Annotated in this window: 23 protein-coding genes; 3 read left to right on the forward strand and 20 right to left on the reverse strand. The window is 53.8% G+C overall.

All coding sequences use genetic code 11. The features are described from left to right. Positions 1 to 6 precede the first annotated feature (6 nt). Positions 7 to 1,314: a short-chain fatty acid transporter gene (locus VOI14_RS06140; RefSeq protein ID WP_323751153.1), complete on the forward strand. Its 1,308-nt coding sequence runs from the start codon at positions 7 to 9 to the stop codon at positions 1,312 to 1,314. A 69-nt stretch (positions 1,315 to 1,383) separates the two neighbouring features. On the opposite strand, the gene VOI14_RS06145 is transcribed toward VOI14_RS06140, so the two are convergent. From VOI14_RS06145 to VOI14_RS06200, 12 genes are all read right to left on the reverse strand, one after another. Beyond that, complete coding sequence (locus VOI14_RS06145) at positions 1,384 to 2,379, reverse strand: branched-chain amino acid ABC transporter permease (protein WP_323751154.1); 996 nt, start codon at positions 2,377 to 2,379, stop codon at positions 1,384 to 1,386. A gap of 2 nt (positions 2,380 to 2,381) precedes the next feature. After that, complete coding sequence (locus VOI14_RS06150; RefSeq protein WP_323751155.1) at positions 2,382 to 3,269, reverse strand: branched-chain amino acid ABC transporter permease; 888 nt, start codon at positions 3,267 to 3,269, stop codon at positions 2,382 to 2,384. 105 nt (positions 3,270 to 3,374) lie between these two features. Next, a complete protein-coding gene (locus tag VOI14_RS06155; RefSeq protein ID WP_323751156.1) occupies positions 3,375 to 4,586 on the reverse strand; it encodes an ABC transporter substrate-binding protein in 1,212 nt (403 codons plus the stop codon). A gap of 72 nt (positions 4,587 to 4,658) precedes the next feature. After that, entirely contained in the window at positions 4,659 to 5,381 is a 723-nt protein-coding gene (locus tag VOI14_RS06160) for an ABC transporter ATP-binding protein (RefSeq protein WP_323751157.1), read from the reverse strand. After that, positions 5,378 to 6,184 (reverse strand): ABC transporter ATP-binding protein, encoded by an 807-nt coding sequence (locus VOI14_RS06165; RefSeq protein ID WP_323751158.1) that lies wholly within the window; start codon positions 6,182 to 6,184, stop codon positions 5,378 to 5,380. The genes VOI14_RS06160 and VOI14_RS06165 overlap by 4 nt, the downstream gene beginning before the upstream one ends. Before the next feature lie 82 nt (positions 6,185 to 6,266). Then, complete coding sequence (locus VOI14_RS06170) at positions 6,267 to 6,686, reverse strand: PaaI family thioesterase (RefSeq protein WP_323751159.1); 420 nt, start codon at positions 6,684 to 6,686, stop codon at positions 6,267 to 6,269. Continuing rightward, complete coding sequence (locus VOI14_RS06175) at positions 6,683 to 8,332, reverse strand: AMP-binding protein (RefSeq protein ID WP_323751160.1); 1,650 nt, start codon at positions 8,330 to 8,332, stop codon at positions 6,683 to 6,685. Before VOI14_RS06175 ends, VOI14_RS06170 begins: the two co-directional genes overlap by 4 nt. A 124-nt stretch (positions 8,333 to 8,456) precedes the next feature. Then, positions 8,457 to 9,344: a 3-hydroxyisobutyrate dehydrogenase gene (mmsB, locus tag VOI14_RS06180; protein ID WP_323751161.1), complete on the reverse strand. Its 888-nt coding sequence runs from the start codon at positions 9,342 to 9,344 to the stop codon at positions 8,457 to 8,459. Positions 9,345 to 9,384: 40 nt separating this feature from the next. Beyond that, entirely contained in the window at positions 9,385 to 10,467 is a 1,083-nt protein-coding gene (locus tag VOI14_RS06185; protein WP_323751162.1) for an enoyl-CoA hydratase/isomerase family protein, read from the reverse strand. Positions 10,468 to 10,479: 12 nt separating this feature from the next. Next, complete coding sequence (locus VOI14_RS06190; protein ID WP_323751163.1) at positions 10,480 to 11,259, reverse strand: enoyl-CoA hydratase; 780 nt, start codon at positions 11,257 to 11,259, stop codon at positions 10,480 to 10,482. A gap of 30 nt (positions 11,260 to 11,289) precedes the next feature. After that, positions 11,290 to 12,456 carry an acyl-CoA dehydrogenase family protein gene (locus VOI14_RS06195; protein WP_323751164.1) on the reverse strand — a complete coding sequence of 389 codons (1,167 nt, stop codon included), beginning with the start codon at positions 12,454 to 12,456 and terminating at the stop codon, positions 11,290 to 11,292. A gap of 22 nt (positions 12,457 to 12,478) precedes the next feature. After that, a complete protein-coding gene (locus tag VOI14_RS06200) occupies positions 12,479 to 13,972 on the reverse strand; it encodes a CoA-acylating methylmalonate-semialdehyde dehydrogenase (RefSeq protein WP_323751165.1) in 1,494 nt (497 codons plus the stop codon). 147 nt (positions 13,973 to 14,119) lie between these two features. Here VOI14_RS06200 and VOI14_RS06205 point away from each other — a divergent pair, with 147 nt between their 5' ends. Together VOI14_RS06205 and VOI14_RS06210 are read left to right on the forward strand one after the other, a co-directional pair. Next, positions 14,120 to 15,022, forward strand: coding sequence for an AraC family transcriptional regulator (locus VOI14_RS06205; protein WP_323751166.1), 903 nt, complete (start codon positions 14,120 to 14,122; stop codon positions 15,020 to 15,022). A 100-nt stretch (positions 15,023 to 15,122) separates the two neighbouring features. After that, positions 15,123 to 16,100, forward strand: coding sequence for an XdhC family protein (locus VOI14_RS06210; RefSeq protein WP_323751167.1), 978 nt, complete (start codon positions 15,123 to 15,125; stop codon positions 16,098 to 16,100). Here VOI14_RS06210 and VOI14_RS06215 read toward each other — a convergent pair. The 8 genes from VOI14_RS06215 to VOI14_RS06250 form a co-directional block, all read right to left on the reverse strand. Beyond that, complete coding sequence (locus VOI14_RS06215; protein WP_323751168.1) at positions 16,084 to 18,123, reverse strand: CocE/NonD family hydrolase; 2,040 nt, start codon at positions 18,121 to 18,123, stop codon at positions 16,084 to 16,086. The genes VOI14_RS06210 and VOI14_RS06215 overlap by 17 nt on opposite strands. Positions 18,124 to 18,366: 243 nt before the next feature. After that, the gene (locus tag VOI14_RS06220) at positions 18,367 to 18,735 is read right to left on the reverse strand and encodes an STAS domain-containing protein (RefSeq protein ID WP_323751169.1); all 369 of its coding nucleotides are present in this window, start codon (positions 18,733 to 18,735) and stop codon (positions 18,367 to 18,369) included. Continuing rightward, positions 18,726 to 19,154 carry an ATP-binding protein gene (locus VOI14_RS06225; protein WP_323751170.1) on the reverse strand — a complete coding sequence of 143 codons (429 nt, stop codon included), beginning with the start codon at positions 19,152 to 19,154 and terminating at the stop codon, positions 18,726 to 18,728. The genes VOI14_RS06220 and VOI14_RS06225 overlap by 10 nt, the downstream gene beginning before the upstream one ends. After that, a complete protein-coding gene (locus VOI14_RS06230; RefSeq protein ID WP_323751171.1) occupies positions 19,151 to 21,475 on the reverse strand; it encodes a GAF domain-containing SpoIIE family protein phosphatase in 2,325 nt (774 codons plus the stop codon). Before VOI14_RS06230 ends, VOI14_RS06225 begins: the two co-directional genes overlap by 4 nt. A gap of 6 nt (positions 21,476 to 21,481) precedes the next feature. Next, entirely contained in the window at positions 21,482 to 22,582 is a 1,101-nt protein-coding gene (locus tag VOI14_RS06235) for a peptidoglycan-binding domain-containing protein (RefSeq protein ID WP_323751172.1), read from the reverse strand. A gap of 211 nt (positions 22,583 to 22,793) precedes the next feature. Further along, a complete protein-coding gene (locus tag VOI14_RS06240) occupies positions 22,794 to 24,599 on the reverse strand; it encodes a pilus assembly protein TadG-related protein (RefSeq protein ID WP_323751173.1) in 1,806 nt (601 codons plus the stop codon). Then, positions 24,577 to 24,849 (reverse strand): hypothetical protein, encoded by a 273-nt coding sequence (locus VOI14_RS06245; protein WP_323751174.1) that lies wholly within the window; start codon positions 24,847 to 24,849, stop codon positions 24,577 to 24,579. The genes VOI14_RS06240 and VOI14_RS06245 overlap by 23 nt, the downstream gene beginning before the upstream one ends. Then, positions 24,849 to 25,547, reverse strand: a complete 699-nt coding sequence (locus VOI14_RS06250; RefSeq protein WP_323751175.1) for a hypothetical protein — start codon at positions 25,545 to 25,547, stop codon at positions 24,849 to 24,851. Before VOI14_RS06250 ends, VOI14_RS06245 begins: the two co-directional genes overlap by 1 nt. Between the last annotated feature and the right edge of the window lie 53 nt (positions 25,548 to 25,600).

The raw sequence follows: 25,600 nt of genomic DNA on the forward strand, positions 1-25,600 counted from the left end.
TACAGCATGCTAGAACGCGCATCAAAACCCATGGTAAGCCTGGTTGAGAAGTATCTACCGGACCCCTACCTGTTTGTAATTATTCTCACCCTACTCACGTTCGTTTCAGCCATCATATTCGAGGGTCATGGACCCATGGCGGTTATCGAGATGTGGGGCAACAGCTTCTGGAATTTGCTGACATTTTCCATGCAAATGCTGCTGGTGCTAGTCACTGGCTTCATGATGGCCAGTACGCCACTGGTTCGCGGCATACTGAACCGCATCGCCAGCCTGGCTAAAACGCCCGGGCAAGCCATCATTCTGGTGACCTTTATTGCTCTGGTGGCAAGCTGGATCAACTGGGGGTTTGGCCTCGTCGTCGGTGCTCTTTTCGCTAAGGCGTTGGCTCGCCAGATCCGGGTTCATTACCCGTTGCTGGTTGCCAGTGCGTACTCCGGTTTCCTTGTATGGCACGGGGGCCTGGCTGGCTCGATCCCTCTGACCATCGCCACAGATGGGCATTTCAGCGCTAACGTGATCGGCATCATCGATACCAGCGAAACAATCTTCGCATTCTTTAATCTGGCCATCGTTGTAGCTCTGTTCATCGTCGTGCCACTGGTGAATCGTCTCATGCTTCCCGAGGAACGCGACAGCGTCTATGTGGACCCCAAATTGCTCGATGACGAACCAGACACGGCTGTGGTGATTAACCGCCCCGCTGATTATCTTGAGAACAGTCGGATACTGGCTTGGCTGATCGGCTTCAGTGGTCTTGCGTTCATTTTCCAGTATTTTACTGAGAATGGCGGCCTGAACCTGAACATCGTGAACTTTATGTTCCTGTTCATCGCGATAATCCTTCACCAGACCCCAAAACGTTTGCTGGCGAGTTTGAACGAAGGGGTTAAAGGTGGCGCCGGTATCGTCATTCAGTTTCCCTTCTATGCTGGCATCATGGGTGTGATGACCGCGTCGGGCCTGGCGGCCAGCATTTCTTCAGGTTTTGTTTCCTTCGCCAGTGCTGAAAGCTTGCCGTTCTGGAGCTTCCTCAGTGCGGGACTGGTCAATATCTTCGTACCGTCCGGCGGCGGCCAGTGGGCGGTACAAGCGCCCGTGATGTTGCCGGTTGCTCAGGAACTCGGCGTGGATACGGCCAGAGTTGCCATGGCCGTCGCTTGGGGAGATGCCTGGACCAACTTGCTGCAACCGTTCTGGGCCCTACCGGTGTTGGCCATTGCGGGACTCAAAGCCAAGGATATTATGGGCTACTGCCTGATGCTGTTGATCATTACCGGGATCATTATCAGCATCGGCCTGACCTGGCTCTGATAGGCCTTGTGCATAAAAAAACCGGGAGCAATTGCTCCCGGTTTTTCTTTACCTCCAATGCCTTTCAGATCACCCCATATTCTTACGCAGGAACTTCTGGATCTCACCCACAATACCGCTTCGAAACGCCAGGACCGTCAGTACGAAGATACCGCCGAGAATCGGGTCTACCCAATCTCGCAGCGGCCCTTGGGCCAACTGATATTCCACGTTAACCACGAAGGTGGCGCCCACGACCGGGCCGAGAAGCGTGCCCATGCCACCGACCAGCGTCATCAGGATGACTTCGCCCGACATGTGCCAATGGGCATCGTTCAGAGACGCCAACTGGAACACCACGGACTTCATAGAACCGGCCAGCCCGGCCAGTGCCGCCGAGATCACAAAGGCGAGGATTTTGTAGCGATCCACGTTGTAACCCAGTGACACCGCCCGTGGCTCGTTCTGCTTGATCGCCTTCAGTACCTGCCCATAGGGGCTGCTGACAATCCGCTGCACCAGCAAGTAACAACCGATGAAGACCGCCAACACGAAGTAATACATGTTCAAGTTGTCGTTCAGGTCGAGCACACCAAACAACTTACCTCGCGGGATGCCGTGCATGCCGTCTTCGCCACCGGTGAAATCCGACTGCACGTAGAAGAAGAACACCAATTGAGCCAGAGCCAATGTGACCATCGCGAAGTAGATGCCCTGCCGGCGAATGGACAGCAACGCGAAAGCGGTGCCCATCACGGTTGCAGCAAGCGTACCTGCGATAATCCCCATTTCCGTGGTGAGTCCGGAATAGTTACTGAGCAAGTAACCGGTGGTGTACCCCCCGGTCGCCAAGAATGCCGCATGCCCGAACGACAGCAAGCCGGTAAACCCGAACAGCAGGTTGAACGCCACAGCAAACAGTGCGAAGCACAGGATCTTCATCAAAAAGACCGGATACAAAGCAAAAGGTGCGGCCAACAACAACAACAGCAAGACGCCGTTCACCATCATTTTCTTGCGATCTTGTGCCTTTTGTTGCTCAACAATGGCCTTGTGGATGTCGGCAGAGTTAACAGAGTTATTCACGGCTATGCCTCCTTACCGAACAGGCCGTTGGGGCGAAACATCAATACAACAACCATCACCAGAAAGATAACGGCAGAGGATGCAGGCGGGTAAAAGGTTTTGGTGAGGCCTTCAATTACTCCCATCAGAATGCCCGTGATAATGGCACCGCCAATAGACCCCATACCACCGATAACCACCACTGCAAACACCACAATGAGCGTGTTGGAGCCCATCACCGGGGTTACTGAGTAAATAGGTGCAGCAAGAACACCCGCGAAAGCGGCCAGCATGACGCCGAAGCCATAGGTTAGACTCACCAGCAGCGGCACATTGATGCCAAACCCCTGCATCAGTTGCGAGTCTTCGGTACCGGCTCGGAGATAGGCACCGAGCTTGGTTTTTTCGACCACAAACCAGGTCCCGAAACACACCAACAAAGCCATCACAATCACCCAGGCCCGATAGTACGGCAGGAACATAAAGCCCAGATTAATGCCGCCCTTGAACATATCTGGCATGGCATAGCGCAGGCCGGATACCCCGTAAATGTTCGTCAGCACGCCTTGGATAATCAGCGCAACACCGAACGTCAGCAACAAGCTGTAGATATGATCCTGACCGGCTATGCGCCGAAGCAGAAAATACTCAATAAGTACGCCGAATGCGCCCACCAATAACGGGGCGAGAAACAGCCCTACCCAGTAATTGACACCCATCAGGTCGAAAAGAACCACGGTGACCAGCGCGCCAAGCATATACATGGCACCGTGAGCGAAATTGATAATTTTCAAAAGGCCAAAGATAATCGCGAGGCCAAGGCTCAACAGGGCGTAGAACGCGCCGTTGATTACGCCAATTAAAAGCTGGCCGGAAAGCACAGCAAGGGGGACGCCGAAAATCATGGTCATATTGCTTTCTCCACAAGCAGTGCAGGCGTTATTGTTATTTGTTCAGTCAGTTGGCGGCTGCCCGGCGAAGCCTGCCTTAAGGCCTGCCGGACACCGTTTAGTGACTTACATATTTACCAGTTTGCACTTGCTTTCTGAGAGCGGGCGGTAAGCCTCATCGGCCGGGATGGTTCGCAGAATTTTGTATAGATCCCAGTCAGATTCAGACTCAGCCGGCGTTTTCACTTCCGCCAGATACATGTCATGCACCATGCGGCCGTCAACACGGATTTTGCCGTTCTTGGCAAACATGTCGTTGATCGGCGTATCCATCATCTGCTTGCGCACAGCCTGAGCATCGTCTGAACCGGCAGCCGCTATCGAGTTAAGGTAATGCAGCGTGCTGGAATAGATACCCGCATGTACCATGGTCGGGCGCACACCGGTTTCTTCCATGAAGCGATCAGACCATTTGCGGGTTTCATCGTTCATATCCCAGTACCAGCCTGTCGTCAGCTGGATACCTTGCGCCGTTTCAGCGCCCAGCGCGTGAACGTCAGTCAGGAACAGCAGCAGTGCTGCCAAGGTCTGGCCAGACTGGGTCAACCCGAATTCACTGGCGGTGGTGATCGCGTTGGTGGTGTCAGCGCCCGCGTTGGCCAACCCCACCACATCCGCGCCTGAAGCCTGAGCCTGGAGAATGAACGATGAGAAATCCTGCGTCGGGAATGGATGGCGTACGGCACCCACCACTTCACCCCCATTCGCTTCAACCACTGCTCTGACGTCGCTCTCAAGCGAATGTCCAAACGCATAGTCGGCGGTCAGCATGTACCAGCTCTTGCCACCCTCTTTTACGACCGCACTGGCCGTGCCGTTAGCCAGCGGATAGGTATCGTAAACGTAGTGAATGTGATTCGGCGTGCAGTGCTCATTGGTGATACTGGAGGCTGCCGAGCCTGAAATAATGCCCAGTCGATCGTTCTCTTCCAGAATTTTACTGACGGCAATCGAAACGGATGAAGCAACCATCCCGGCCACCAAATCAACGTCTTCATTTTCGACCCAACGCCGAACGGTGCTCGACGACGTGTCCGGGCTGTTCCGGTCATCGGCACTAACTACTTCAATCTTGGCACCGTTCACCTTACCGCCATAATCTTTGACCGCCATTTCCAGCGCTTTCAAGCCATTCGGTCCCGCCAGATCGCGGTAGGTACCGGACATGTCAGCCAGGTAGCCTATCTTCACCGTGTTGTTCGAGATCTCTGCCTGGGCGCCGCCCACCATCAAAGCTGATGCAACGGCTGAAGCAAGAAGCTTTTTCATCATTGTCATTGTTATATCTCCGCTACTGTCTTGCGTTGGTTCGGTTTATTGTTGCTTTTGTTGCTCTCGATCTTTCCGGGTTCAGACTCCCAGATAGCCATCCAGCACCGACTGCTTGTCAGCGAGTTCACTGGCCTGAATTTCTTCCACAATCTGGCCGTGCTCCATCACGTAATGCCGGTCTGCCAAAGGCGCTGCAAAATGGAAATTTTGCTCCACCAGCACGATGGTCAGCCCTTTGTTCTTCAGGGCGATCAGCACTTCACCGAGCTTTTCTACGATCACTGGCGCCAGCCCTTCGGTAATTTCGTCCAACAACAGCATGTTGGCACCCGTGCGCAGAATCCGGGCCATTGCGAGCATCTGCTGCTCACCACCAGAAAGCTTAGTACCTTGGCTGAACCGGCGTTCGTATAGGTTCGGGAACATGGTGTAGATTTCTTCCAAGCTCAAGCCGCCACTGCGGACGATTGGCGGCAAGGTCAGGTTTTCCTGAACACTGAGCGCTGCGAAAATGCCCCGATGTTCGGGGCAATACCCAACCCCTAACCTGGCAATGTGGTGCGGCGCGCATTTCATGGTTTCTTCACCATTAATCATGATGGAGCCGGTGCGCCGGCCGACCATGTTCATAATGGCCTTGAGGGTTGTGCTCCGCCCAGCCCCATTGCGGCCCAGCAAAGTCACAAGCTCGCCTCGGTTCACCACCATGTCTATGCCGTGCAGGATGTGCGACTCGCCGTAGAAGGCGTGCAGTCCTGACAGGCGAAGCTGTTCGTATTCACGATCTGAATTCTGGCTCATTGGGCCGCCTCCAGATTGTCATCACCGGCTCCGACAGTGCCTCGTTCACCACTGCCATCACTGCCCATATAAACCTCCCTCACCTGAGGATTGGCCGACACGGCCTGATAATCACCTTCGGTCAGGACCGCGCCCTGAGCGAGCACCGTGATCCGGTCGCACAACTTGCTCACGACACTGAGATTGTGCTCCACCATCAATACGGTACGCCCTTTTGCCGCCTTACGAACGAGTTCAACAACCCGATCCACATCTTCAGAGCCCATGCCCTGAGTAGGCTCATCCAGCAGTAAAAGTTCAGGTTCCATCGCCAGGGTTGTCGCCAGTTCCAGCGCCCTTTTCCGACCGTAAGCCAGCTCGACAGTCGTGGTGTTGGCGTATTCAGCCAACCCCACCGATTCCAACAATTCCATGCAGCGCTCATTGAGCTTGTGCAAAGAGTTCCCTCTCTGCCAGAAGCTAAAAGAATTGCCCTCAGCGGTTTGTAGAGCAACTCGTATATTTTCCAGCGCTGTCATGTGCGGGAATACGGCGGAAATCTGGAAGGAACGGATGATGCCTTTGCGAGCAATGGCGGGGGATTTCAACGACGTGATGTCTTCGCCTTTGTAAAGAATCTGACCACGGGTGGGGATCAGGAATTTGGTCAGCAGGTTAAACACCGTCGTCTTCCCGGCCCCGTTGGGTCCGATCAGAGCGTGGATGTCACCTTGACGGATCTTCAAGTTGACGTCATTAACGGCAACGAAGCCCTTAAATTCCTTGATCAGGTTGCAGGTCTCGAGAACGTAAGGTTCACTCATGAGCCACTTGACCTTTTTATTGTTGTATTAATGAACTAACCACAGGTTAGATTTACGTGCACGTAAACGTCAAGAACTAAATTTAAATTTTGTTCGGGGGTATGGAGTAGGTAATGGTGGAGTGCGCGACCGGCTCCTTCATTCCCTCTGAATAGATAAACACATCACCGACGGCCATGGTCCGGCCAACCTTCAGCAACGACGCTCTGGCCCGAATGGGCTCATGGGCGACCGGCTTTCGCAGGAAGTTAATATTCAGATTAGTCGTTACGGCCAAAGGCACCAGCCCAATTCGGCCAAGCAGCGCTGCATACATGGCAACATCAGCGAGCGCCATCATGGCGGGCCCGGACACCGTGCCGCCCGGGCGCAGATGACCCTCGTCCACGTTTAACACCATCTCCGCCCAGCCATCCCCAAGATCCGCCAAAGCGCCATAAGCGGCGCCTTGGGGAAAATGGTCCTCGAGGAAGGCGTTCAGCTCCTCGAAGCTCAACTTCATGCCGAAACCTCCTCCTCGGCACGATTGCGAAGCATAAAGCGCTGAATTTTACCGCTCGGTGTTTTCGGCAACTCGTCCACAAATTCAATTTCCCGAGGGAAGGCATGGGTCGACAGGCGACGACGCACCAATTCCTGAAGCTCGTCTTTCAGGCTTTGCTCGTCCACCGGTTCCTGCCCAGCTTTGATAACAACATACGCCTTGATAATGGAACCACGCTTTTCATCCGGCTTCGCAACCACGCCAGACTCTGCCACGGCCGCATGCTCCAGCAAGGTGCTTTCCACATCCGCAGGGCCAACCCGATAGCCAGCCGTGCTGATGATGTCATCATCCCGGCCACTGAATGAGAAACTGCCATCACCATGGCAAACCACCATGTCTCCGGTCAGATAATACCCATTGGCGAAAGGATCTTTTTCACCCCAGGTATAGCCATCGAAATGGAACAAGGGCGAAGCTTTGGTGTCGACTGCCAGCTCACCAATCTCACCTGCGGCCACTTCTTCGTATTTAGTATTGAGCGCAACCACACGATGACCCGGGGAGGCGTAGCCCATAGCACCGTCTCTGACAGGGTGCTCCACTGCATGAAAATTGCAGCAGGTCATGCCCGTTTCTGTCTGGCCATAATGATCTTTCACGGCACAACCAAAGCGACGATCAATCCAGTTCACCACCTCAGGATTCAGCGGCTCGCCAGCGCTGCTGCAGACACGCAAACCGAGCGTCTCCCCTTCCGGCAGCGCTTGGTCGTTCGCTTTCAGCAAACGGTAAGCCGTCGGAGCCGCTGCCAGATTGGTGATCCGGTATTTGCGGATCATGTCGTAGGTGGATTCCGGTGTGAACGGATTCGGATTGAAATGAGTGGCGTGGCCCATCAACAGCGGCCCGGTCACTGCATAGTAAAGGCCGTAAGCCCAGCCGGGGTCCGCAACATTCCAGAACACGTCATCTTCACGCAATTCGATGGCGTATTTCATGTAAACATAGAAAGCCAGCAAAGCTTTCGCTGGCACTGCAACGCCCTTGGCCTTACCCACGGTGCCAGAGGTGAACATCTGCAAGAAGGGATCACTGCCGTTGATCAAAACCGGTTCGAACTCCGGCGACTGGGCGCTCAGTACCTTCTCAAAATCAGGTACTTCGTTACCAGTCGCTGCGGCATTGAGGCAGAGCACCGGCGGACAGCCCTGTACGTCGGTCAACTTGGAGTAATTTTCCGGATCCGTAACCACCAGACGGGTTCCCGCTTTTTCCAGACGATATTCGATCGCACCCGAGCCAAACGCCGTAAACAGCGGCTGGTACACCGCCCCTATACGCAAGGTACCGGCAATCACAATCAACAGCTCGGGACCTCGGGGTAGCAAGCCGGCCACCCGGTCACCCTTGTTGACGCCAAGGGACTGCAGGTAGTTGGCGAAACGAGCAGAGGCCACTTTCAGCTCGGCAAAGGTAAGAACACCGTCGCCGCCGTCAGTTTTCTCATAGTAGAGCGCAACCTTTTGCGGGTCGGTCGCCCACTTGTCACAAATCTCATGACAAACGTTCAAGCCATCGTCTAACCGGCCGTCCAGAACTTCTGACTCCAATGCGGCCGCATCAAAGTTGCTGTAAACATCGTTATATTGCGGAAGGCTCATCGTCCACTCCTATTGTTGTTGTCATCGGTTGCACTCACTTCCTACAGGTTTAGCACGACTTACATTTTACGTAAAGGTAAACCTTGGGAAGAAAAAAAGGCAACCAAAGGTCGCCCTTTCCTATTCACTCCGGCTGAAAAAGTCTCAGAATGCTGGAGAAATCCAGCTCTCCGTTGCCTTGCCCAGCGTGTAGCTGGAACAGATTCCGGGCCATTGACCCCATTGGAATGGAAGCCTGATTCGTGACGGCGTTATCAAATGCCAGCCCCAAGTCCTTGGCCATCAAATTCACCAGGAAACCGCCTTCATAATTCCGTGACGCGGGTACACCTTCCATGACTCCTGGCCAAGGGTTATAAACGTTCAACGCCCAATTGCCGCCGGAACTTTGCTTCATCACTTCCGACAGCACAGCGGGGTCCAGCCCGTTTTTGGCACCCAGAGCCAGCGCTTCGCTGGTGCCTGCCATCAGAATTGCCAACAGCATGTTGTTACAGATCTTCGCGACTTGCCCGGCACCAAAGGGCCCGGCATGGAAGATATTCTTACCCATATCTTCAAGAATCGGCTTCGCCTTCTCGAAGGTGTCGGCTTCGCCACCACAGATAAACGTCAAAGTACCGGCCTTCGCGCCCCCTACACCGCCAGACACCGGCGCATCGATAAACGCCAGTCCCTTGGTCGTAGCGGCTGCTGCCACACTACGTGCTGTTTCCGGCGCGATAGTGGAGGAGTCGATCACTAACGTCCCGGCCGGCAAGGCCGAGAGCAGCCCTCCCTCGCCCAAATAAACAGCTTCCACGTGCTTGCCTGCCGGCAGCATGGTGATCACACACTCTGCACCTTCCGCGGCAGCTTTGCCGCTTTCAGCGCTGCTTGCGCCTTCAGAAACCAAGGCCTCGACAGCAGACGCCGACAAATCGAATACGGTAACCTGATGCCCGGCTTTAACCAGATTGGAGGCCATGGGCGCACCCATGTTGCCTAGGCCGATAAACGTGATCTTCGCCATAATGCTTCTCCTTGTTATTGTTGCAATCCGCCGGGTGTGGTTACCCGGCGTTCAGGCTGAAAAACTCTTCAATCCACTGACTGTCCATTTCCGCCAATGAGGCGTAACGCCAGCGTGGCTGCATATCTTTGTCAATTAACAAGGCCCGAATGCCTTCGGCAAACTCACCCTTCTTCAAACAGTTTTTAGACAGCACCAGTTCGTTATCCAGCACCTGTTTCAAACCATCCCCCTTGCTGCGATGATAGTGTCGCCAGGTCAGCGCCAGTGCCGTTGGTGAGGCTTTCGTTACCCCTTTTACCGTTTTCCCTAGCCAGTCATCGCGACGACCAAGCTCCTGCAACTGCGCGACGACCTGCTCCACGGAACCGGCATCCGTCACTTGCTGAATCTCATCAAAGTGCTTACGAACCGGGGATTCCGGCAGCGCCTCCGCACTTTGTTGTTCAAACTGTTTGAGTACCCCGCTAACCACACTGTAGCTATCGCTGCTTTGCCAACTCGCGGCTTTCAAGCCTTCGATCACCAGCCCTTTCAGGCCGTGCGTGATGAATCGGTCGGCCATATCCACAAACAACGCATCGGCGGCGTTCATGCGGGCGCCGCTCAACCCAAGAAACAAGCCTGTGCGCATCGGCATCCGGTTCAGGAACCAACCGGCTCCAATATCCGGATACAGGCCAATGCTGGCTTCCGGCATGGCCAGTTTGGAGTTCTCGGTCACAACCCGATGGGAAGCTCCAACCATCAGACCAACACCACCGCCCATGACGATGCCATTGCCCCAACATACGATGGGCTTGGGAAAAGTATGGATCAGGTAATCCAATTCATACTCTTCGGTAAAAAACTGTTCGCCCTCGCCCAACTTGCCAGGTTCGGTCATGCTGCGGTACAGCGAAACAATGTCGCCGCCCGCGCAAAAGGCTTTGTCGCCCTCTGCTTCCAGCCAAACACAGCGAACGCCAGGGTCTTCTGCCCAACGTTCCAACTGCGGTTTAAGCAGGCGGATCATATCCATGGACAAGGAGTTGAGGTTACGTGGCGTGTTCAGCCGAGCCACCGCAATGCGCGTATCGTCACCGCTGTTCCACTCGTCAAATACTATCGGTTGATCGCTCATAACTGCCCCGGGTTATCGGTTTTTCCATTCCGGCTTACGCTTTTCCAGAAACGCGTTTACGCCTTCTTTCTGGTCTTCGGTGTGGAACAGCTCCACGAACAACTCACGTTCCATACGCCAGCCATCGGAGTGGCTGCGACCGTCCCGGGCGCTCATCACCAACTGTTTGCAGCGAGCGATAGACGACGGGCTCTGCTTGCAGGCGCCTTCCGCCAGCTTTAAAGCTTTGTCCAGAGACTGGCCAGCCGGCACAACTTCTTCCACCAGACCAATTTGCTGCGCTTTCGCCGCATCCACACGTTCACCGCACAGAATCATCCGCTTCGCCCACCCTTCACCGACTATCCATGGCAGGTTCTGGGTGCCACCGGCACAGGGCAGTAAACCGACACTAGCCTCTGGCAGTGCCATCTGCGCATGCTCTTCGGCAATGCGGATGTCACAGGACAGCGCACACTCCAGGCCCCCACCCATGGCGTAGCCGTTAATAGCGGCGATAGAAACACCCCGAAAGCCGGTCAAAGCCGCAAAGGCTTCACCAAACCGTTGGGCCATGTCATTGGCCTTTGCCCGATCGCCGTCTGAGAAGGTCTTCAGATCAGCGCCGGCCGAGAAGAATTTCTCGCCCTGCCCGGTCACCACCAGCGCGTAGATGTTCTGGTCATCGTTAAGCTCTGCAACCATCTTTTTTAATGCGGCTAACGAATCCGCTGTCCAGGTGTTGGCCGGCGGGTTGGCAATGGTAAGAATCGCAATATGGTCGCGTTTTTCGAGTTGGATCAGTTCACTCATGATGGAATCCTTTTGTTATTTAGCGGCCCGTCACTGAATGGCTTCAGCCACGCCATCTTCAAGCAATCGACGGGCAATGATCATGCGCATGATTTCGTTAGTGCCTTCGAGAATCTGGTGCACCCGCAAATCCCTGACATAGCGCTCAAGAGGGTATTCCCGGATATAACCGTAACCGCCGTGCAACTGCAGCGCCTCGTTGGCCACTTCAAAACAGGCATCGGTTGCAAACCGCTTGGCCATGGCACAATGCAGGGTCGCTTCGGAGTCTTTAGTGTCCAGTTTGAAGGCGCCCAAACGCACCATTTGGCGCGCAGCAATCAGGTTGGTCGCCATGTCCGCCAGCTTAAACTGCAGCGCCTGAAATGCGGCCAGAGGCTTGCCGAATTGCTGACGCTCATGCAGGTAATTACGAGCCCGAAGCAGAGCTGCTTGAGCCCCACCCAGAGAACAGGTGGCAATATTTAATCGGCCACCATCCAGCCCCTTCATAGCAATGGTAAAGCCGTCGCCTTCTTCGCCCACGCGGTTGCTGGCAGGAATTCGAACGTCTTCAAGTGTGACCATGCGGGTCGGCTGGCTGTGCCAGCCCATTTTCTCTTCATTTTTGCCGTAGGAGACCCCTTCAGCATCGGCCGGAATAACAAAGGTGGAAATGCCTTTCGCTCCGCTGTCAGCATCCCCTGTGCGGGCCATCAGAACCAGCACGTCGGTGGCACCGGCACCGGAAATGAACATCTTGCTACCGTTGACTACATAACTGTCGCCATCGCGGACCGCTTTGGTTCGCAAACTGGCTGCATCCGAGCCGGCACCCGGTTCAGTGAGGCAATAAGACGCCAGCCACTCTCCGCTGGCCATCTTCGGCACAAACGTTTGCTTAAGCTCGTCATCGGCAAAGCTGGCCACCATCCAGGTGGCCATGTTGTGAATAGTGATAAAGGCGGCTGTGGACGGGCAGGCCATGGCCAGCTCTTCCACAATCACTGAGGTGTCCATCCGGGACAGCCCCATGCCACCGAGGGCTTCCGGGGTATAAATCCCCATAAAGCCCATCTCGCCCGCCTGTTTCATCACCTCCACCGGGAAGGTGTGGTCCACATCCCACTGCCCCGCGTGCGGAGCCATGGTTTTTTCAGCAAAGGCGCGGGCAGCTTCCCGAAACGCCAGCTGATCTTCTGTCAGGTTGAAATCCATCACTCGACTCCTGACTGCGCGATTAGCGCAGCTGAATAGAGAAATTGGCTTCCGACGACGTGGCCTCACTGTTGAACCAACGGGAGGTCACCGTTTTGGTTTCGGTGTAGAAGCGAACGGCCTGCTTACCATAAGCGTGCTGATCACCGTAGAAGGAGCCCTTCCAACCCGTGAACGAGAAAAACGGCAGGGGCACCGGGATCGGGATGTTCACACCCACCTGCCCCACCTCGATTTCATGCTGGAACCGGCGAGCAGCGCCACCGTGATTGGTGAAGATCGAGGTACCGTTGCCGTATGGGCTGTTGTTGATCAGCTCAATCGCGTCGCCGAGTGAATCTGCGTTCATGCAGCAGAGCACGGGGCCAAAGATTTCTTCATTGTAGACATCCATCTCAGGTGTGACCTCGCTGAACAGCGTTGGCCCTACCCAATGCCCCTCCGGCAGACCTTCAACGGTACAACCACGGCCGTCCAGCATCAGCTTCGCCCCCTGAGCTTCACCCGTGGCGATCAATGATTCAACGCGTTCCTTGGCCTTGGTACTGATCACCGGGCCGTAGCTTGCACCGGAATCGTTCCAAGCACCCGGGCGAACCTTGGCCATGGCTTCTTTCAATTCAGGAATCCACTCCTGAGCCGCACCCACAAACACCGCGACAGAAATCGCCATACAACGCTGCCCTGCAGCTCCAACGGAGGCGCCAACCAGAGCATTGAGAACCTGCTGCTTGTCGGCATCCGGCATGATCACCATGTGGTTCTTGGCGCCAGCAAAGCTCTGTACACGCTTCATGTTGCGGGTACCGGTTTCATAGATGTAACGGCCAACAGGCACAGAACCTACGAACGAGATCGCCTTGACCGCCGGGTCGTTCAGCAGAGTGTCCACCTGCTCTTTGGCACCGTGCACGACCTGCAGAACGCCTTTGGGCGCCCCGGCTTCTTCAAACAGTTCCGCCAGACGCATTGGCGTCAGAGGGTCCTGCTCGGACGGTTTGAGAATGAAGGTGTTACCGCACGCAATGGCCATGGGGAACATCCACAGAGGAATCATCGCCGGAAAGTTGAAAGGCGTAATACCGGCACAGACACCCAGAGGCTGAATCCATGAGTGGGTATCAACTTCACGGGCAACGTTTTCAACCGTCTCTCCCATCATCATGGATGCAACATTCGCAGCGTGCTCGACCACCTCAATGCCGCGCCATACATCGCCCTTGGCATCCTCAAACGTCTTACCGGTTTCCTGTGACAAAATTTCGGCGATCTCGTCGTGATGCTCTTTCAGCAGAGCCTGGTAACGAAGCATCACCCGCGCACGATCTGAAACCGGCGTTTCTTTCCAGCTTTTGAAGACTTCACCGGCGTTATCGATGGCCTGACGCATTTCGTCGGTGGTCGCACAGGGAACCTGGGCAATGACTTCGTTGGTCGCGGGGTTGGTCACATCGATCCAGTTCTGCGTCTGGCTCTGCGCGAATTCACCAGCAATATACTGAGGTACTTTTTTCATGATCATGTCCCGTAGTGGTTGTTGTTATCAGGAACGCCCTAGCCGGTCTTTTCAGACCTATGCTACGGCGATGATTTACACACAGACTAGCACGCACCTCAGCGTTTGGTGATTGACTAAATTTCGCTCTTGATGGATTATTTTTCGATGGCAAGAAAAGCAAATCTCTCGCAATCAACACAAACCTCTCAATGGCCAGTGCCGGCGGACAGCGTCCGATATGTTATCCCTGAGCCAATCGTTCGGCTTCTCGCCGGTCATGACCTGACCCGGGAACTGTATCCTCTGGCGTTTGGCCACTACCGAAAAGCCTTTGGCCACCATATGCATCGGGAGCATCACCGTGACAATCTTTTGATCTATTGCACGGATGGCAAAGCCTTTCTGAGCGTAGAAGGAGAGCCTCACACTGTTAGCTCCGGTGATCTACTGCTCTTGCCGGCCGGGGCCAGCCACCGGTACACGGCTGACCCGGACAACCCCTGGTCCATTCATTGGGTGCACTACTCTGGCCCCCTAGCCGAGGCATTTCGCCAGCACATGGGTTTCACCAATGGCACACACATTCGTCACTTGGGGCGGCAACCCCGTTTGCTAGTCGACTTCAACGGCTTGCTGTCGGTGCGTCAGACCGGCTTTCGGACTCAAGGGCTAATCCACGCCAGCAACCGCTTACGTCAGCTGCTGGCCGCGGTACCGATCAATGCCGACGAAACCGGGCAGGCCCGGCAAGCTGAACTGGAAATTATCCATAACTACATGCGCGAACATCTTGAAGAACGACTAACGCTGAATGAATTAGCCGAACTCGCCGGCCTGTCGCCCGCTCATTTTGCTACCCGTTATCGTGAACAAACTGGCACTGCGCCCATCCAGCATTTCTTGCACCTGAAAGTAGAACGCGCATGCGAACTACTGGATACCACCGGCCATACTTTTGTGGATATCAGCCGACAACTGGGTTACGACGATGCTTATTATTTTTCCCGGCTGTTCAAGAAGGTGATGGGGAAATCACCCAGCGATTACCGCCATACCGCCAGGCATTGATTCAGTGCTTCCTCCCTCTCCGGCTTTCGCCCTGCTATAGTTGGCACCGCCGTATAATTCGCGTAGCAACATGGTTAAAACAACCTTTCGGGAGACATCAATGCAGCCGCTGGACATTCAGGTTGTTGAGCAAGCCATCAGCTGGAGCAAAGCCGGTCAAGATTTCTGGCTATGCACCGTGCTGAGCACCTTTGGCTCCTCACCGAGAGCACCAGGCTCCTGGCTGATCGCGAAATCCGATGGAGCCCATTGCGGTTCACTCTCTGGCGGCTGCGTTGAAGAAGATTTCCTTGCCCGATTGAGCGACGGTGATTTCAAAGGACGCCTGAACCGAGTTCGATACGGTGCCTCGGACAGCCCCGACAACCCGCGCGTCAGCCTCCCCTGCGGCGGCGTTCTGGATGTACTGGTGGAGCACTGGTCAGCTAATAACCAAACGCTTGAGCACTTTTTGGCACTCAAAAAAGCATTGGAGGGTACCGGCGCCCTGGTTCGAAACCTGTGTTTAGAGTCCGGTACGGTTGAGCTGACGCCGGATGACGGCTTGGGCAGCAAAGTCGAAGAAGATCAAAGCGAGCAGAGAGTGCGCCTGCGAGTGGGCCCCGTTTCGAGACTGATCATTGCAGGACTTTCGCCCGTTTCCACAGTGTGTGCGAGTTTCGCCCACAGCCTCGGATTTGAAGTGATTGTCTGTGATCCTCGACCCGAAGAAGTTCGCCATTTCAATGTGCCAGGCGTCACCCTTCGCCAAGAACTTCCGTCGGTATGGATTGCCCGCGAAGGCTGCCACCGGGCAACCGCCGTTGTGGCACTCACCCACGACCCCAAAATAGACGACACTGCGCTCATTGAAGCGATCAAAACCGAGGCTTTCTACATCGGCGTTATGGGGTCTCAACAAACCTCCGAAAAACGCCGGGAGCGCCTGTTGCGCATTGGCGGGTTATCAGAGGCCCAAGCCGATCGAATTCACATGCCCATCGGCCTGGACATCGGAAGCAAAACGCCCGCAGAAATCGCCCTTTCGGTGATGGCGGACGTTGTTCGGGTACGCCAGGGCGTTACGGTGCCCGCATAGCATCCAGCTTTGCCGAAGGCACAACTGGCAGGACCACACTTGAAGGCGTCTCTGGCCCGGTGTGCAACGTCATTACACCCAACAAAGAGTCGAGAGCGGTGAGCAGTGGCGGCAGACCTTGCGCAATGTTGCTGGTATTAACCGACACTCTCAAGCTTGATCCTTGCGGCACAAACGCACTGCTGGGGAAAATTTCTACGGACACCTTGCGCACCTCTCCGGACTCATAAGGCTGAGTATCTTCCTGACTGAAGGTATGCCAAGGCTGAATCATTTCCCCGTTTACAAACCGGGAACGCGTTTCATCAACGGAGTTCATTCCAGCGGTAATGAGGCCGTTCGTAATCGGCGTGGTTGTGCCATCCGGGTTTACGATATCCAGCCTCACGGAAACCTGAACGTCATTCGCTGTGGTCGAAACCCAAAGGTCCGCCTGCATCGGGCCGTTCAGATACAGACCATCTTCGCCGGCCTGCAACTCATACTTCGCTGCTGCAATCTCTGAGAAGGTATTGTCTTGCTCGCATGGAAGAGGAAGCATACCGCCCAGCCCCGCGGTCCACTGATCAAGGCTGGAAGAACACACTCCATTTAAAAGATGCTGCAGTACCATTTCTGTTCCCGCATCGTCGGGAGCCTGGGACTGCATCCGACCAACCCGAGACAGGCCTTCATCCGGACTCAAGTAGAAGCGTTCAGCCTGCATGTCCGGGTGAGGCCAATGGCTGGTAGTGTCGTATTCGTCCAGCCCGAGAACGAACTGGGTGACGTCTGGCTGATTGCGAACACCGGTATCCAGCCCCATGACGAACTCATCAAACCACTGTAGCCGCAGCGTATCCAGATCCGGCACATCGTGCTTGGCTTCATCGTCATTACCCATAAAGCCGACACCCGCGGCACCAAGGTGGTCCCATGGGCCGATCAGCAGCTTGGTGTATACCCGACCGCTCAGCTGCTCAAACCAAAGCGGCTCACTACGCTGAAACAGGTCAAATAATCCGCCCACAATAAACGTTGGCACGTTGATTTGATCGGCCCCTTCAAGCGGAGAGCGAACCGCCCAAAAATCCGTATCGTAAGCGGTTTCAGACTCACCGGTTAGAGCGTTAACAACCGTGGGCAATTGAAAACCGGCCAAGGCGCCATACAGGCGTTCAGGTAAAGCTTTGAGAAATGCTTCAGGGTCAACGGCAGCCATTTCAGCGGGAATAAGGCCAAAGCCCGTAACCATACCCAGCCATAGCGGAATGAATGTTGCGTTCACGTTACCGCCGGTAAACACAATGTCTCGATAGCCATCGCCGATCGGGACGATCGGGAATGCCGCCTTCACCGCCGGGTGATTGTGCTGCGCCGTCAGTACCGACGTGATACCCAAATAGGAGATACCTTCCAAACCAACGCGGTCCTGAGCCCAGCCCTGCTCTACCACCCAGTTCAAGACTTCCAGATAATCTTGCTGTTCTTGCTCATTGAACGCTGCCCAACTGCCACCAGAGTTACCAGTACCACGAACATCCACAACAACGTGGGCATAGCCACGCTTCACCAGATATTCGTTTGCGCCACCGATTTGCGGCACGTACTGCCCCAAAGATGTGTTGTAGGAAGTTTGCGTGAGCACCACCGGAAAAGGGCCCGGAGCAGCTTCATCTTCACTGAAACCGGGCAGCGTGACTTTGGCAAACAACTGGGTTCCATCAGACATGGTGATCGTCTGACCCGCCATAGTGACTGAGTGGGTAAACTCAGGGGCCCGTTCATAGTTCTGCCACTGGCGTCCATCATCGGCGTATACATCAACCAAACGCGATTCTGAATGCCGATTCCCCAAAGTCATGCTTTGGCCAGCAACTTGTCGGCCCTCGGATGTCTCAGAAGAAGATTCATCACCGACTTCGGGCTCAGACGAAGCGCCTGCGCTAGCCTGTGGACTGTCGGAAGATTCCCCGCCACAACCTGCCAGCACTAACACCAATGCCAGCAACCAAGACACTGCATTCTTATTTTTATCCATCATTACCCGCTCCTGTCCTCAAAAAGGCCAGGCCTGCCTCGCAGAACAATTCATGCACTTGAAGCCGGCCAATTCTACGGAGCTTACCAGCGCCTCTTCGTATAGCATTGACGCTTCTGACACCTGACGCTGGCAAAAATAGGTAGGGTTACAATTTGCTTGAAAGGATGGGGCAATTAGAAGGGGGAGGCTCGGCCAGAGCCGGCATAGCTCTGGCGAAGACCTTAGAAGCCTAGAAGTGAAGGATCAACTGTCTTCCGCCTTCTGAAGCGAGGCCAGATATTCATCCATTTCTTCAGAATTTCCGAAAACAGAAAGATCAGGCATTAGCTTAACGACCTCAAACACCTTCTCCACTCCGGGGTTCATTTCTGTAACCATTAGCTGGCCATCCCGGGACTTCATCAACTTCAGCATTTTAAAAACAATCCGTAAACCCGCTGAACTGATAAAGCTGACTCCCGACATATTGAGGCCCAAATACGAGATTGACTCGTGAACCATCTCACCCAGCTTGGCTTCCAATTCCGGTGCTGTGTCGCTATCCACAGTACCATCCAGCCGCAGCCCTAACGCCTCATCACTCTCTTGAATTACTGTAATATCTAACGACATAACAATGTTTCCTTCGAGTCACTTTCCAAGTTCCATCTGACCAGCATCGTATTCATTCCATTATGATAGTTGTAGCGAAAGTCATCACTGAGAGCGGATATCAAATTCAGCCCCATGCCACCGTCTTCTTGTGACTCAGGCAAGTCACCGGCCAGAGGCCGCGGGTGAGTCGGATCAAAATGAGGGCCCCGGTATTCCACCGCCAAGTCCAAAAAACCCGTTTTTACTTCAACCGATAGTGTCCATGTCAGATCAGGGTAATCCGGAAGCACATGCATCTTAATATTGGCATATATCTCATCAATAACGACTTGTAGATCATGGATCAGAGACCTCGCCACACCTAGTTTCTGCACTTCTTCGGTTACAGCGCCCAGAACGCTACCGACTGAATCTTTCGCGCTTACATGCAGCATCATAGTCCCAGGCGGCTCAATATCATTATCGTTATATCGTCGGACTGCTCTACGCCTTCGGTATATTCCACCAAACGCTCACGAATATCGGTCAAAAAACACTCTTCGTGATTATGCGGTCTGCCGCCAAGACTCAAAAGTCGCTGTTCACCAAACTCTTCGCCAGCGACATCAAACGCTTCCGTAACACCATCCGAGTATAGTACAAGACTGCCGCCCTCGGGGATTTGAAGAAACTCCGTCGTTAATTCAACATTTTCATACAATCCGAGAGGGGCGATGGTCTCGCCATTCCACAGGTGGGGCAATTGATCACTGTATCGCTGCATGGGCATGGTGTGGCCTGCGTTAATCATTTCAACCCGGCCCGTTTCCTTGTCCACCAACACCATAACCAGTGTGACAAACATACAGGCATCGTTACCCCGACAAAGCTCTTGATTCAGGGCTGCCGTTATACTGATCAAGTCACCGTCTTTGTTATGAGCCAAAAAATTCAACAGACTGATCGTTTTTGCCATAAACAGTGCCGCCGGGACGCCTTTGTCCGACACATCTCCAACTGCCGCTAGAAAACGCCCACGCGATAGTGGTATCACCTCGTACAAATCGCCCCCTACTGCACTGGCCGGGTTTAGCCAAGCTTCAACCCTCCAGTCCCAAAGCTCTTTCACAAACGAGCCGTTCCCGGGAACCATCGACATCTGAATACTTTTCGCAACCGCCAATTCACCCTCGAGCTTCTTTCTCGCCCGGCGTTCGGTATCAGCGGTGTCGGCCAAACGCTCAACCAAACGCTGGTTGATAAGACTCGTTTTTATAACAGAACCAATGACGCTCAGATGCTCAATCGTCGATTTCGCCACATACTGGAACTGTGACTCGACCACTAAAAAGCCCAGTAGATAGCCCGTCGACGCATCACTGTGAAGCGGCAAAACCATCACCGGCCTGGATGTTTTGTGGGCTCTCAATAGCCCGTACAAATCATCTTGGGGAGTGACATACTTCGGGTCACGACTCGTGAACAAATCATTGAAGCGCTCCAATGCAATCGGGCCACGCACGCCAACCACTGAACCTTCATCAACCTTTAAGTCTGTGCCACTAACCGGCACAATTTCTTCCTGCTCAGACTCCGCTCGCCAAACTTCTATGGACCCCAGCCCATACTTTTCCTTAATTCCATGGAGAACACCGGTCAGTCCCGAAGAGAATTCGTCCGAAGGTACATTGACTATGGCGACGCTGATTTCTCGAACAAACCGCTCGTTTTCAGAGGACGCCTCTAGCTCCACTCTCCATTGTTCACGTTCAATCGCTAAACCCAACAGCGAAACAGCAAACGAAAAGTGCGCCACCACATCATTGTCCGGACGCTTCTGCGCCTCACTGAACAGTGTTATGACCGCTTGTAAGCTGCCCGCTTCGCTCAAAACAGGTTCAGACCACGACGAGGCTACGCCCAGTGTTTCCATAACGTCAGCATAGCCCTGCCACTGGAGATCTTCACTGAGCTTTTGGCAATTCACGCTTTGAAGCGTATGGGCGGCTGAACCAATAGATGTTGCTCCGTATCGAGCTGAAACCGAGGGAACTTCCAGGCAAAACGCGCTGGCAAACTCGCTCCCGCCTTGCGTTATTAGGCTATCGGTCTGTTCGTCGTATAGTGAGATAACGCAATGGGTTCCCTCAATCTGGGCTTCTAAAAGCTTGGATACCCGTTCGATGATGCTTTGAAGGGAACTTCCATCGCTTACGCTGAACAGTGCTCTTTGACGCAAGCTATCGGCGATACTCTGAAGTTTCCTGTGATGAATATTCACGCCGGAGAAGATTAAAGCTGGCACCCCGGCAAAGACGGTAAGTGTTAGCTCGCAGTCCATCCACAAGCCTTGGTTAGGACCCGCTGAGAAATACCATTCCTGCCGCTCAAGACCCTGATCGCGCCCCCGGGATAACATGTTTTCAAAATCTAACAAACTGTGAGGCGCAGCTTGCCAGGCGTCTGGGTTACCGAATACGTTATCCATCAACTCTTGTTCACTACTGCATCCGAATAACTCCAACGCCTGGCGGTTAGCAAACAACACCTTGGGCCACTGTTTCTCAAAAATTAAGATAACATCGGGCAATTTGTTCAGGAGAGCACGAGTGTCTTTAAGGGAAGAATTGTACTGACGGCGGAATTCTTGAAGGCGGGAGGCTAAACTTTGATATCGAGCTGCTTCAGATTTGCGAAAACGCAAATGAACCAGAAGCACAAGAGCTGTTATGGCCATGGCCAAACCCAACAACGGCAACACAAGTGCTTCTGGCAGCATTATTTATTATTCCATTAATTCGAGATGCTCTAGCGTTTCAATGGTAATTGCACCCGAGGCCAACCCATTTTCCCGTTGGTACAAGGTAAGCGCATCCAAGGTTGCAGGGCCAAGAAGCCCATCCTGCTCGCCAGGCGCATAGCCCTGATTCGCCATACGCTGCTGCATTTTCAGCACCATTTCACTGGTCAGGTTGCGGTCGCACACAGCCTGCCGGGCTACGATCTTGGGCTTACCTTCGTAGCGTTTAACGTTCATTGAAAGTACTTCGGCCGGTATTTCCTGCTGAACGGTTTCAGCAGGCTTGACCAACTCCGCAATTTCGAGAGCGTCGATCTCGTCTTGCATAGTGACCGGAATAACTTCTGCCGGTTCATCAACTTCCCAGCGAGTGACCGTTTTATACTCGGCAGGGATCACTTCCGTCCTAGTTGTTTCCGGCTTAACCAACTTGGTTACCGTAACAGTCTTCGTCTTAGCGGGAATTTCCTTGGCACAGAACCCAAAAGCAGAAGACGCCCGGGCATATGCCGCCGCACCCGATGTACGGCAAGGCTCTAGTTCGGTGCGGGCTTCTTCCAAAATGACTTCTTCTTCAACATCTTCGTAAACCGCAGGCTCTACCACCAAGCGCGTTGTTTCCGGTTTTATTTCAACCTTTTCGACAATTTCTTTATAGGTAGCCGGTTTAACACGGTAGGTTTTGGTGCCTTGTTTCGTGACCACCTTCTTCAATCCACGGCGAAATTCTGCCGGTGTTACTTCCAGGCGTACTTCAGAGTCGCGAACCTTAACTTCAAGGTTGTCCTGCACCGAACGCGGGTGAATTTGCGCATACACCCAGCACTGGCCGGGCTGAATGTCCATAACCGGCTCACCTAACGCTTGCATCCCCGACTCTGCATCGGCAGTCGCCGCAGCCTTCTGAGCCGGCTCCGCTGGCACCGGCGATTGGTTTTCTGTCCGAGCTTCGGATGCCACTTGTTTTTGTGGAGTGTCATTCCCGTCTTTAGGCAGCGACGTCTTCACCTTTTCGGGCTGGTAGCTCGATGCGTTCGAAGACTCGACCGGCCGGTTGATGGGCACCGAAGCAGTTTGAGGTGCCACGGACCTACGGGGTTCTACCTGGTAGGAATAGATACCGCTAACGCTCTGTTCCTCTGTGTAAGGCTCTAGTGCGCACCCTGAAACGGTGATAGCCAACATCGGTAACCAATAATATTTACGTAACACGCGCCTACCTTTGTTCATAATTTGTATTGTGGTTGCCTATCGAAAGAGAGGCAGAAAGTTATTTAGTGGCGTCAGTATATCAACTTTACAGCTCTACATTCTCAACCAACTGGGTACTGAGCTGGTCCGCTCCCGTCATGGTAATGTCCAATCCGGAAAGATCTACTCCCAACGCCATCAACAGTGGTGATACAACATCTTGTAGCACCACCGTAGTCACAAGGTTAAGCAGTTCTTCTATGGGTGGCGTAAGCAGATTGATAACAGAGTTCAAAATACTCGTTAGACCGGATACACCGCAGTCCAAGGCCAAGTTCTGGACACTCAGATCCAGCCCTTGAATACTGGTTGACTGGTCGTTCGTCAATTTCTTTTCACATTGCCCGGCTGGGCAATACAAGGGAACACCGGTCAAGGAATGGACTTGTTCAGCAACCGGAATATTCGCCGCCAGATCGGCATCTAAACACACATTAGCAAGCGACAAACCCAACAACTCAAGCCTTAAGATGTCTGCATGTATGGGCTCCCTTGCCACCGTCCCGTCAGGCTGTATGGTTCCTGCCTCTACATTGGCCACCGAGGGATAAGCCACCACTTCAACATCGATTTCGTTTCTATTACTCCGCGCACAACCTGCCCCGACAAATTCCGCTCGCCCACCACCCACGCTAACGGCCAGTGGTATCCGAATGTTATCAAGCAGCTCTACATTAATAAGCCCCAGAGAAAGTCCCGATATCAAATTCCCAATCGAGCCAACGGATAACTCGAGATCTGCGAGCGCTTCCAGCGTTATATCCGATGACCGAATCTCCGTTAACCACTCACCCTCCTCATCTTGTCGCGCGGGTCCAATCACAACAGTGGGAGGATTATCCACCGATAAGTTTAAGGCCAGATCAAGATCACCTAACAACCCATTATCTAGCAAAGGCGCCAGCGCCGGAGCGGAGTTGGTATCAATATCCAACCCAATCAAACCTGCGCCCGATGCCTTTCCCAATTCATGCGCGCTATTCAAGACTACGCTCATGATAAAATCGTAAAGCGGGATCTCAGCGCTCCGGGCGGCTTCTTTATTGCCCACCACCTCAAGCACAGAGGAAAGTTCAAGCGCTGAAAGCCCTGCGGCACCCGTCAAATCATCGACAAGCGCCCCCAACGGAGTCGTAACCCCGCCCACAACATCAACTACGCCATCCAGCACTTCAATGAGCGGGCGATCTAGCAGTGCCGTAACATTGTCCACACCAAGATTAGCTAGAAGATCATCAACCCCGAGTAACGTGGACTCAAGGCTGCTCAAACTCGTTGGATCCAGGACGTAATTACTCTGTCCCAGAACACCGCCGAGCAGGTTTCCCAAAAGACCATCGGTAACCTTAACGGTGGAGCTACTGGCACTCAGAGTCGCGTAGAGCTCTTTTCGCGCTGCGGCATTCACCGAAAGCTCGACCGGCTCGAAAAAATCTTCCGGTAAAAACCATGACACTCGCTCATTTCGTGTGTAGCGAACAACGGCCGCGTTGCTCTGATTAGGAGTTGTTTCTTTGAATTCGAGCTCGCTGGTATTGGCATCGCCCGGGTCGAGCACACCGACAATCAGTTCGAGGTCACTGTCATCGCCGTCGAATCCGACTCGTTTCGCTGCCGCCAACGCGCGCGAGCGCATCAGGCTGACATCACCGACACCACAGGACATAGCCTCGTCAGCCGCCGCAGTTGCCGCAGCGTTAACAATTGACTGCATGTCCCCTTTAACGCTGTATAGCCGCGAGGCATCCATTGCTAAGGTTGCAACGACTGCAAGAACCACCAGCAAAAAGGGCATCAAGAAAATCAACACGCCCTTTTGGTGCTTGATGTCACTCACCGCTAGATGACTCATTTATACGATCAGGCATGGCCTGATCGAAAGAGTCCGCCAGGCGCTTTTGCGTTTTTGCGTAGAGAGCCATACTCAACTCACCACCTTTGCGTGGCTGCTCCGCTTGCTCGTCAAAAATCTTCCTGACCGATGTTCGCGTATCCCGTTCAAAATCAACGCCGGATATACCAAGATCCGTTTCAGCATCTGTTGCCATGGCATTTGATGCCGCAAGCACAACCACCGAAAAACAACAAACTTTAGCGAGCATCAGGCACCCCCAGAAAACCGTTGTGAAAACTCTTTACCCGCTGACACCGCCTCATGACTCAACCCCAACTCGCGTTGAAGCTTAGCAACGGAATCATCTCCACCATGCAAATAATAAGCAGCGATCATATTTCTACCTACGGTCTCTTTCTTACCGGAAAGTTCGTAGGCTGTGCGCAATTCGAAAGCAGCCTGACCAAAGAAACCGCCCTGCATGAGAACTACACCGAAGTCGTTTCTCATGTCTGCGGACGCAGGCTCTTTTGCCTTCGCCGTTCCCAGCGCTTTTAATCCCTCTTCAATTTTTCCACCCTTCACATAAACCACACCTAAGCCGTGATAGGCCTGGGCACTGTCGCAGGTTTCGGCAATCTGCTGATACACCTCTTCGGAATAATCCAGCTGCTCCACTTTCGCGAGCAACTGAGCCCATCGCAACCAGTGATGTTGAGTCTGGAACGAAAGCGCTTCCAAGCGAGCCAAAGCCGCGTAATTTTCCGACCCATTCATCATCGAATCGATAGCGTCTAATTCAACGCGATGTTCGGGTGTCATGTTGGTGGAGCAGTTGACCTGCAAATAACTGCCTGAAGTCCGCGTTTCCATCTCAGAGTCTTGTTCTGGTGGAAGAGCACAACCCGAGACCAGAGCGGCAGTAAGGAATGCTGTCGAAAACAGGCAGGCCTGCTTGTACTTCATCTGTTGCTCCTTGAATTAAATACGGTAACGTTAAATTTGTCAGAATCTATGAC

The sequence above is a fragment of the Marinobacter sp. genome (genome assembly GCF_034669625.1).
Lineage (GTDB): Bacteria > Pseudomonadota > Gammaproteobacteria > Pseudomonadales > Oleiphilaceae > Marinobacter.

Coding starts and splice junctions, on each gene's coding strand:
- VOI14_RS06140 (WP_323751153.1), top strand. CDS start 7: ATGCTAGAACGCGCATCAAAACCCATGGTAAGCCTGGTTGAGAAGTAT.
- VOI14_RS06150 (WP_323751155.1), bottom strand. CDS start 3,269: ATGACCATGATTTTCGGCGTCCCCCTTGCTGTGCTTTCCGGCCAGCTT.
- VOI14_RS06155 (WP_323751156.1), bottom strand. CDS start 4,586: ATGACAATGATGAAAAAGCTTCTTGCTTCAGCCGTTGCATCAGCTTTG.
- VOI14_RS06160 (WP_323751157.1), bottom strand. CDS start 5,381: ATGAGCCAGAATTCAGATCGTGAATACGAACAGCTTCGCCTGTCAGGA.
- VOI14_RS06165 (WP_323751158.1), bottom strand. CDS start 6,184: ATGAGTGAACCTTACGTTCTCGAGACCTGCAACCTGATCAAGGAATTT.
- VOI14_RS06170 (WP_323751159.1), bottom strand. CDS start 6,686: ATGAAGTTGAGCTTCGAGGAGCTGAACGCCTTCCTCGAGGACCATTTT.
- VOI14_RS06175 (WP_323751160.1), bottom strand. CDS start 8,332: ATGAGCCTTCCGCAATATAACGATGTTTACAGCAACTTTGATGCGGCC.
- mmsB (WP_323751161.1), bottom strand. CDS start 9,344: ATGGCGAAGATCACGTTTATCGGCCTAGGCAACATGGGTGCGCCCATG.
- VOI14_RS06185 (WP_323751162.1), bottom strand. CDS start 10,467: ATGAGCGATCAACCGATAGTATTTGACGAGTGGAACAGCGGTGACGAT.
- VOI14_RS06190 (WP_323751163.1), bottom strand. CDS start 11,259: ATGAGTGAACTGATCCAACTCGAAAAACGCGACCATATTGCGATTCTT.
- VOI14_RS06195 (WP_323751164.1), bottom strand. CDS start 12,456: ATGGATTTCAACCTGACAGAAGATCAGCTGGCGTTTCGGGAAGCTGCC.
- VOI14_RS06200 (WP_323751165.1), bottom strand. CDS start 13,972: ATGAAAAAAGTACCTCAGTATATTGCTGGTGAATTCGCGCAGAGCCAG.
- VOI14_RS06205 (WP_323751166.1), top strand. CDS start 14,120: ATGGCAAGAAAAGCAAATCTCTCGCAATCAACACAAACCTCTCAATGG.
- VOI14_RS06210 (WP_323751167.1), top strand. CDS start 15,123: ATGCAGCCGCTGGACATTCAGGTTGTTGAGCAAGCCATCAGCTGGAGC.
- VOI14_RS06215 (WP_323751168.1), bottom strand. CDS start 18,123: ATGATGGATAAAAATAAGAATGCAGTGTCTTGGTTGCTGGCATTGGTG.
- VOI14_RS06220 (WP_323751169.1), bottom strand. CDS start 18,735: ATGTCGTTAGATATTACAGTAATTCAAGAGAGTGATGAGGCGTTAGGG.
- VOI14_RS06225 (WP_323751170.1), bottom strand. CDS start 19,154: ATGATGCTGCATGTAAGCGCGAAAGATTCAGTCGGTAGCGTTCTGGGC.
- VOI14_RS06230 (WP_323751171.1), bottom strand. CDS start 21,475: ATGCTGCCAGAAGCACTTGTGTTGCCGTTGTTGGGTTTGGCCATGGCC.
- VOI14_RS06240 (WP_323751173.1), bottom strand. CDS start 24,599: ATGAGTCATCTAGCGGTGAGTGACATCAAGCACCAAAAGGGCGTGTTG.
- VOI14_RS06245 (WP_323751174.1), bottom strand. CDS start 24,849: ATGCTCGCTAAAGTTTGTTGTTTTTCGGTGGTTGTGCTTGCGGCATCA.
- VOI14_RS06250 (WP_323751175.1), bottom strand. CDS start 25,547: ATGAAGTACAAGCAGGCCTGCCTGTTTTCGACAGCATTCCTTACTGCC.